Annotated in this window: 4 protein-coding genes and 5 pseudogenes; 7 read left to right on the top strand and 2 right to left on the bottom strand. The window is 37.9% G+C overall.

Features of this window, described 5'->3' with window-relative positions; all coding sequences use genetic code 11:
* Positions 1 to 133: 133 nt before the first annotated feature.
* The 5 genes and pseudogenes from B5P37_RS11770 (at position 134) to ccpA (ending at position 3709) form a co-directional block, all read left to right on the top strand.
* Positions 134 to 769: a hypothetical protein gene (locus B5P37_RS11770; RefSeq protein ID WP_085236241.1), complete on the top strand. Its 636-nt coding sequence runs from the start codon at positions 134 to 136 to the stop codon at positions 767 to 769.
* A 454-nt stretch (positions 770 to 1223) separates the two neighbouring features.
* Positions 1224 to 1616: a chorismate mutase gene (aroA, locus tag B5P37_RS12240; RefSeq protein WP_244898616.1), complete on the top strand. Its 393-nt coding sequence runs from the start codon at positions 1224 to 1226 to the stop codon at positions 1614 to 1616.
* A 48-nt stretch (positions 1617 to 1664) separates the two neighbouring features.
* A complete protein-coding gene (locus B5P37_RS12400; RefSeq protein WP_244898656.1) occupies positions 1665 to 1766 on the top strand; it encodes a hypothetical protein in 102 nt (33 codons plus the stop codon).
* Between the two features lie 7 nt (positions 1767 to 1773).
* Positions 1774 to 2311 (top strand): annotated as a pseudogene (locus tag B5P37_RS12395) (bifunctional 3-deoxy-7-phosphoheptulonate synthase/chorismate mutase).
* A gap of 402 nt (positions 2312 to 2713) precedes the next feature.
* Entirely contained in the window at positions 2714 to 3709 is a 996-nt protein-coding gene (gene ccpA, locus B5P37_RS11760) for a catabolite control protein A (RefSeq protein WP_085236237.1), read from the top strand.
* 160 nt (positions 3710 to 3869) lie between these two features.
* Here the strand turns inward: ccpA and B5P37_RS11755 are convergent.
* Positions 3870 to 5026: pseudogene (locus B5P37_RS11755) on the bottom strand (acetoin utilization protein AcuC).
* Positions 5027 to 5042: 16 nt separating this feature from the next.
* A pseudogene (locus tag B5P37_RS11750) lies at positions 5043 to 5673 on the bottom strand (GNAT family N-acetyltransferase).
* A gap of 164 nt (positions 5674 to 5837) precedes the next feature.
* Between B5P37_RS11750 and acsA the strand changes: the two are divergent.
* Both acsA and B5P37_RS12280 read left to right on the top strand, forming a co-directional pair.
* A pseudogene (gene acsA, locus B5P37_RS11745) lies at positions 5838 to 7542 on the top strand (acetate--CoA ligase).
* A 286-nt stretch (positions 7543 to 7828) separates the two neighbouring features.
* Positions 7829 to 9137 (top strand): annotated as a pseudogene (locus tag B5P37_RS12280) (formate--tetrahydrofolate ligase).

Genomic DNA, 9137 nt, shown 5'->3' with positions numbered 1-9137 from the left:
ATACAACATTGAATGACATAGATTCAAATCGTCAATAAGTGTTGGTCAGTTTAAATAAGCTTTGAACGAAATGCACTTAAATGAGTATCATACTTGATTTAAGTGCATTTATTATAGGAGGCTATGAAGAACGATGGAAAAATATAATCGAGATTTGTATACAAAAGGATTAGAAAGCTATGAAGTTCCTCAATATGAACCAGGTTATAAACCTTTAGACTTTGTATTCGGATTTGTGGCAGGGGCAATCTTGGGAAGTGCATTAGGATTCATCTTAAAACCGAATATTGCACAATCCAAACGTACGAAAAATCAATTTTATGGACGAGAACACGCTCAGAAATTAAGAGAAGATGCAATTCGTAAAGCGGAAGCATTGAAATCAGAAGCGAGACGCATTAAAGATGAAACAGCTCAAGCATCACCTGTTGACGAAGGAACTGTTTCCGAGCATGCTGCCCAATTACGTGCAATTCGTAGTGAAGTGGACTCAGATCGTCTACAAGCGCCTTCTGTTCCGAATCAGGCGTCAAAAAACGACGAAATCAAGCAAGAACCGAGCGAAAAACAAAAAGAGGCAAATCATATAGATACGGAGCAACAGGGACATCGTCAGGCGGTTTTTGAAAATGGTGTTATCACACATGATATTGAATCACAACAACAGACTGCTCAAAAAAAGACTGAAACGACAACGGTAGACAAACAAAAGTCAGAAGATGTAAAAAAATTGAACAAAAAAGTAGGCAAACATACATTTAACGATTAAGATGCACTGAGAGACGTATGAGTAATGACATTGAGGACTTATGAGGTGACTTCATCTCATAAGTCCCAATTTTTTTGACACTTTTTAAGTACATTTTAATAGTGAACAAATGAGCGGTGTGAATGATAGGAATCTTATATATTTGATTTGAATGATAGACTTACTTGTAATGATTCATCATTTGCCATATATTAACACATATACAGATTCAAATTTGTATGTTGCATACGCGAATGAATCGTGATTTAAATCCACTCGCGCCATATGACTTTTGATGAATCTGTTTCGTCTCGTATCATCAAATAACATTAACTTAAACATATCAATCAAGTTCTGTGTTATTTTAACTCGAAAAGGGTTGAAATAACTAAATTTTACTGTTAGTATACTCAGTATCAACCTTTAAAATTTTATCGCTTTAAAGCGAGTCAGAAATCGCTGGGGGGAAATTAAGATGGTAAGTAATTTAGAATTATACAGAAAACAAATTGAAGATATTAATGATCAAATTTTAGATTTATTATCAAAACGGGGAGAGTTAGCTCAAAAAATCGGTGAGGAAAAACGTAAACAAAGTACGGTGATTTATGACCCTCAACGAGAAAAAGAAATGCTAAACACACTTATCGATAAAAATAAAGGTCCGTTTAATGATAATGTCATCAAACAATTGTTCAAAGAGATTTTCAAAGCATCCACAGACTTACAAAAATCAGATAACGAAAAACATTTATATGTCTCACGTAAATTAAAACCAGAAGATACCATGTTCAATTTGATAATGGGGGGATCATTGGTGAAGGTCAAAAACATTTGTCTTCGGCCCATGCTCAGTAGAATCATATGAACAAATCGACGCTGTTGCGCGAGATTTAAAAGCGAAAGGTGAAAATTCATTCGTGGGGGTGCATTTAAACCACGCACATCGCCTTATGATTTCCAAGGTCTCGGTGGAGAAGGTTTAAAAATATTAAAGCAAATTAAAAGATCAATATGATTTGAATGTGGTGAGTGAAATTGTTCATCCAAATGACTTCGAACTGGCTGATCAATATTTAGATGTCTTCCAGATTGGTGCACGTAATATGCAGAACTTTGAATTGCTGAAAGAGGCGGGGCGCACACGTAAACCGATTTTACTAAAACGGGCCTTTCTGCTACAATTGAAGAATTTGTATATGCAGCAGAATACATTGCTTCTGAAGGGAATCAAAATATCATTTTATGTGAGCGCGGTATTCGGACTTATGAAAAAGCCACACGTAACACACTTGATATTTCCGCAGTCCCTATTTTAAAACAAGGGACGCACTTACCTGTGATGGTCGATGTGACACATAGTACAGGTCGCAAAGATATCATGTTACCAGCGCGAAAGCGGCATTGGCTGTCGGTGCAGATGGTGTAATGGCAGAAGTGCATCCAGAGCCTGCTGTGGCGTTAAGTGACAGTGGTCAGCAAATGGATTTAAATGAATTTGATACGTTCTATAATGAACTTAAGCCACTTTCAGAAATGTATAACCAAAAACAATTGAAGTAGTACACCGTGACAGTATAAGGATAAATTGTCGTAGCAATACGATTGTTTATCCTTTTTTACACGTTGAATGATAGGAAAATCATGGACGCGCAAGCAGGGATGCACGTATACTCGCGATACATTTGAAGAAGTAGAACTTTGCATTTCATTGAAAAGAAAAACGTGACTCAGCTGGAAAGAAACGATAACAAGATGTCAATCATATGTGATTAACGATAACCAATACATAAAAAAGGCTTAAATGTAAAATGGTAACTTTGTCATTTAGAGTGATATAAATATGACAAATCCATGACAAGAAAGCGTTTTAGATTACTTAACATGTCGAATTATGATACACTTTGAAAATGATATGAAAACTGATAACAATCATAAATAAAGTGTTTTCAAGGAGGAAGAATTATGACTGTAACCATTTATGATGTTGCTCGAGAAGCAAGAGTCTCTATGGCAACGGTATCACGGGTAGTGAATGGGAATCAAAACGTAAAACCTGAAACAAGAGATAAGGTAAATGAGGTCATCAAACGATTGAATTATCGTCCTAATGCAGTAGCTCGTGGTTTAGCAAGTAAAAAAACGACTACAGTAGGTGTAATTATTCCGGATATTTCTAATATTTATTACTCACAATTGGCGCGAGGGTTAGAAGACATCGCAACAATGTATAAATATCAAACAATTATTTCAAATTCTGACGATGATCCTGAGAAAGAAAAAGAGATTTTCAACAATTTATTAAGCAAACAAGTGGATGGGATTATTTTTCTCGGCGGTACATTAACAGATGATATTAAGGCGCAAATCAGCCGCGCATCAGTTCCAGTTGTTGTATCAGGAACGAATGGTAAAGATGATGGTATTGCGTCGGTGAATATCGATTTTGTGCAAGCAAGTAAAGAAGTAACACAACAATTAGTTGAATCAGGCGCAACGAAAATTGCTTTTGTAGGTGGTGGATACTCTAAAAAAGCACAGGAAGATGTATATGAAGGTTTGAAATCCGTGCTCGAGGCGCATCAACTACCTGTAGATGATCATTTGTTATATCTTGGAAATGAAACATATAAAGATGGTTTGCGTTCATTTGAAAAATTAAGTCAATATCAACCGGATGCTGTCCTATCAATCAGTGATGAGCAAGCGATTGGAATCGTCCATGCTGCATTAGACCACGGTTTGAAAATACCGGAAGATATACAAGTCGTAAGTTTTAATAATACACGGTTAGTTGAGATGGTTAGACCACAGTTATCAAGTGTCATTCAACCGTTATATGATATTGGTGCGGTAGGGATGCGTTTATTAACGAAATATATGAATAATGAAGACATCGAAGAACCGAATGTCATACTTCCGTATCAAATTCAATACCGAGGTACAACAAGACCTTCATAATCGAGGCGCAACCAACATGTACGGGTAGCGGTATGATGAATCTCAATGGATGTCCCCCACGTTTGCAGAGCTTTTTGTCAGCGCAAGTGGGGATTTTTATGTTTTAATTGATTACATTTTAATACGAGTCATATTGATTCGTTTTGCCACGCTGAATTGATTAAAACCAGTTTAATATATTTGACGCGACTTGAAGGTTTTGTTGGCTGATTTCTGATCGCCGTGGAATGACCTGATAATCTTGAAATTGTTCTTCCCAGTATTCGGGAATAGGAACCGGGCTGTACTGTTTCCATTTGTTTAGCCATTTTTCAGGTAAACGACCTGTTAATCGTGGCTGATGTATCAAACTGAAATAAATGTGACTCCATGCTCTGGGAACAACACGCCAAATATTATAGCCGCCCCCGCCTAACATGATGACTTTTCCATTACAATATGTTTCAGCGATATCGGTTATGATATAAGGAATATCGTAAAGCGTATTTAAATTGCAACTCATATGTGTTAAAGGATCTAAGTAGTGTATATCTGAGCCAATCACACTGACAATAAAGTCTGGCTTGAAAGAATCAACGACTTGATAAAGTGTTTTAGTGAATACTTCTATAAAGGAATCATGTTCTGTATAAGGCTCAAGAGGGAGATTAATACAATAGCCAAATCCTTCTTCTGCCCCGCGTTCTGTATAGTGCCCGGATCCGGGAAAAGAAATTTACCCGTTTCATGGATGGAATAATTCATGACTTGATTAGACGTGTAGAAAGACCATTGGACACCGTCTCCATGATGTGCATCCGTATCAATATATAACACACGTTGATGATATTTTTCGTTGAGATATTTGATATAAATCGCTGCATCGTTATAAACACAAAAACCACTGGCACGTCCTTCATGTGCATGATGGAGACCACCACCTAAATGACAGCCATTGCGGAATTTTCCAGACATGATGGCATCGATTAAATTTAATCCACCTCCAATGATCGTTGCTGTACTTCTGTGTATGCGTGAAAACACGTGGGTGTCCTCATCGCCTAAACCATATTTTTGTTGTTCATCAGGGCGTAAAAGGTTTTTTTCTCCTCTTATAACTGCTTGTATATAATCATATTTATGAATCGTAGCAATCTCGTCTACTGTTGCTTGCCTAGGGACGATAATTTGGTCCTTTGAGAGAAAGCCTGTAGATAACAATAATTCAGTCGTCAATTTTACACGCATTTGATTAAACGGATGCTTATTATGGAACCGATAGCGCAACAATGAATCCGCATAGACATAGCCTGTTTCTCGTTTTAACTGATTTTTCATATGACCTCCCCCCCCTTTAGAAAAAGAAACGATTCATAAATCTTATATTATCAAACGCTTCCATTTGTTCAACTGTGATGTTTTTACCGATACGTGCCATTAAACAATTTGCAGGGTGACTCGTAATTTCTGGATCGTCAGTGGCAAATACTTCTAACCCGCCACTGGCCATCATTCGTTGCATGAGTTTTTTATATTCAAATACATCGAGTTGAGAATTTTTCAAATCCAATGCCAATAATATTCAGTCGTCATTATAATATAATCCTCTAACTCGGGACTTCTTGTGCTGACTTTGAGCAAAATGCGTCCTAATCCGAGGCCACGGTAAGCTAAACTAATTTCAATTGCCCCTAGTTCTAATAGGTAAGGGAGCTGTCCTTCAGACCATCGCTCAAGTGGGTCAGGGTATAAATATGTGACATAACCAACTATATGCTTCTCTTTTCTAATTATATAAATACGTCCTTCATCCAATGTACTAATTTCTTGTATCGCCTCGAATTGCTCAATAGGGATACGAAATGCGTCAAGACCATCATCAAAAGTCATTTCCTGTAAGTATGTTTTAGAAACAGGTCCTCAATAACAAATGTTTGCCCGTCCACTGTATAACGTTCCTTTTCATATGTTTTAACGTGTTTCATACCGCCATCCCCTTTCTCATATGATTTCACTATTTTTATTATAATGTATGACTCATGTATTTTCATCTGAATTCTGAATAAGTACAATTTTTTGAAAACAGCATACTGATAAGGTATAATAACATTAGTTTTGAAAGCGATGACAATACAAAGGGGGATTCGTGATGAAAGTCGAAGTTTACAAAGGGGAACAAGGAAACTTTAACCTCAAGATTATCAAACAACATATGACCAATTCGATTGGAAAGAAGTAGAAAAAGTCTTTTCTTGTATGAAACTGGCAAAGTCAATATGGCCTATGAATGTATTGATCGCCACGTTAAAGATGGGAAAGCAGACAAAATCGCGTTAAATTATAAAGATCAACAACGTAAAGAAAGTTATACTTTTAAAGAGATGCAGGAAAAATCAAACCAAGCAGCCAATGTACTAAAAGATAAAGCCAACGTACAAAAAGGTGACCGTGTATTTATTTTTATGCCAAGAACACCGGAGCTCTATTTTGCATTATTTGGTGTTTTAAAATTGGGAGGCATCGTTGGTCCATTATTTGAAGCATTTATGGAAAAGGCGGTGAAAGACCGTTTAGAAAATAGTGAAGCCAAAGTCATCATTACAACGAATAGTTTGCTCTCACGGATTCCTCAAGATCAGTTGCCACATTTAGAAACCATTGTCGTAGTGGATGAGACTGTTGAAGATCAGTATGTTGATTTCAATCAAGCGATGCAAACAGCCGATACTGCGTTTGATATTGAATGGCTTGGACGTGAAGACGGCTTAATTCTTCACTATACTTCTGGTTCAACTGGACAACCGAAAGGCGTGTTACATGTACAAGAAGCCATGTTATTACACTATATTTCAGGGCGGTATGTATTAGATTTTCATGAAGATGATGTCTATTGGTGTACTGCGGATCCAGGTTGGGTGACAGGAACGTCCTATGGGATTTTTGCTCCGTGGTTAAACGGGGTCACAAACTGTATCGCAGGCGGCCGATTCTCACCGGAAAACTGGTATGCGATGATCGAAGACTTTAAAGTAACGATTTGGTATACAGCACCAACTGCTTTGAGAATGTTGATGAGTGCAGGCGATGATCTCGTTGAAAAATATGATTTGACTTCATTAAGAAGCATTTTATCCGTAGGTGAACCTTTGAACCCAGAAGTGATTAAATGGCGAAAAAGGTGTATCATAAACGTGTACTCGATACATGTGGATGACTGAAACAGGTGGACATATGATCGTCAATTATCCATCTGAAGACATTAAATTAGGATCAATGGGGAAACCACTTCCAGGTATTGAAGCGGCAATTATAGATAATGAAGGTCATCGTTTACCACCGAATCGTATGGGTAACTTAGCGATTAAAAAAGGTTGGCCTTCGATGATGCGTGAAGTATGGAAAAACCCCGAAAAATATGCCTCTTATTTCATCGGTGATTGGTATGTATCAGGAGATTCGGCGTACCAAGATGAAGATGGTTATTTCTGGTTCCAAGGACGTGTCGATGATGTTATTATGACTGCAGGTGAACGTGTGGGTCCATTTGAAGTGGAATCTAAATTAGTAGAACATAAAGCCGTTGCAGAAGCAGGGGTTATTGGTAAGCCAGATCCGGTTCGTGGTGAAATCATTAAAGCGTTTATTGCGTTACGTCAAGGTTATGAGCCGACTGACGCACTTAAAGAAGAGATACGATTATTTGTAAAAGAAGGTCTTGCAGCACATGCGGCACCAAGAGAAATTGAATTTAAGAGAAATTACCTAAAACACGTTCAGGTAAGATTATGCGTCGCGTGTTAAAAGCTTGGGAGCTTGATTTGCCGACAGGTGATTTAAGCACAATGGAAGATTAATACGGCTGATAGTATACGATTTTAATCTTATCTGTTATCCCGTAACGATGCATTTACGATTGTTAATATCACAAACGAAAGGCTGAGACATTTGATGATACACGACTTTCGAAATTGTTGAAAGGTGTATCGGAGGATTGTCTCGGCCTTTTTTGTTGGATGTATACGATAATTGAGAATCAATACATAGGATAAAATGAAAGGATATAATGATTGAGCATGTTTTGTTCGACAACCTTGCACGAGTTCGTTATCATTAATAATGAGCAACGTGCTTTAACTCTAAATGTATGCGTTTACATCGCATGCGTATTATAAAACGATGAAGGGGTTGAATTTTGTGGGTCATTTAACAGATTTAGAAATTGCAAATCAAGCGACACTCAAACCAATTAAAGAAATTGCAAATAAGGCCGGTATTTCCGAAGATGCTTTAGAACCTTACGGACATTACAAGGCGAAAATTGATATTTCTAAAATTAAAACAAAAAATGGTAAGGGAAAAGTCGTCCTAGTCACTGCAATGAGTCCGACACCAGCTGGAGAAGGTAATCAACTGTGACTGTGGGATTGGCGGATGCCTTTCAACAAATTAATAAAAATGTCATGGTGGCATTACGAGAACCTGCATTAGGTCCGACATTTGGTATAAAAGGTGGGGCTACGGGTGGCGGCTATGCCCAAGTCTTACCGATGGAGGATATTAATCTCCACTTTAACGGTGATTTCCATGCCATCACGACTGCAAATAATGCATTGTCTGCGTTCATAGACAACCATATTCATCAAGGTAATGCGCTTGGAATTGATCAACGTCGTATCGAATGGAAACGGGTATTAGATATGAACGACCGTGCATTACGTCAAGTTATCGTAGGTCTAGGTGGACCGACGCAAGGCGTGCCTCGAGAAGATGGCTTCAACATCACAGTGGCTTCAGAAATTATGGCTATTTTATGTTTGAGCACAGGCATCAAAGATTTAAAGAAAGTATTGCGAAAATTACGATTGGTTATACGCGAGAACGTCAACCCGTTACTGTTAAAGACTTAGGCGTACAAGGTGCACTCGCAATGATTTTAAAAGATGCGATTAAACCAAATCTTGTCCAAACGATTGAAGGGACACCTGCACTTGTACATGGGGGACCTTTTGCGAATATTGCACATGGTTGTAATTCAATTATTGCTACAGAAACGGCACGTGATTTAGCCGATATTGTTGTGACAGAGGCAGGCTTTGGTTCTGATTTAGGTGCCGAAAAGTTCATCAATATTAAATCACGTAAAGCAGATTTCGAACCTGATGCCGTTGTGGTTGTAGCGACTATTCGTGCGCTAAAGATGCACGGAGGCGTTTCAAAAGACCATCTTAAAGAGGAAAATGTGGAAGCTTTAAAAAATGGTATAAAAAACTTAGAGCGTCACGTAAAAAATATTCGTAAGTTTGGTGTTGAACCTGTGGTCGCATTAAATGCATTCATCCACGATACAGAGGCTGAATTTGAATTTGTAAAACAGTGGGCAGAGCGCAATAATGTACGGCTATCACTGACTGAAGTTTGGGAAAAGGTGGAAAAGGCGGAACGGATTTAG

The sequence above is a fragment of the Staphylococcus lutrae genome (assembly GCF_002101335.1).
GTDB classification, from domain to species: Bacteria; Bacillota; Bacilli; order Staphylococcales; family Staphylococcaceae; genus Staphylococcus; species Staphylococcus lutrae.
The sequence above is the reverse complement of the archived record's forward strand: the minus strand, read 5'-3'. Positions and strand labels throughout refer to the sequence as shown.

Coding starts and splice junctions, on each gene's coding strand:
- B5P37_RS11770 (WP_085236241.1), top strand. CDS start 134: ATGGAAAAATATAATCGAGATTTGTATACAAAAGGATTAGAAAGCTAT.
- ccpA (WP_085236237.1), top strand. CDS start 2,714: ATGACTGTAACCATTTATGATGTTGCTCGAGAAGCAAGAGTCTCTATG.
- aroA (WP_244898616.1), top strand. CDS start 1,224: ATGGTAAGTAATTTAGAATTATACAGAAAACAAATTGAAGATATTAAT.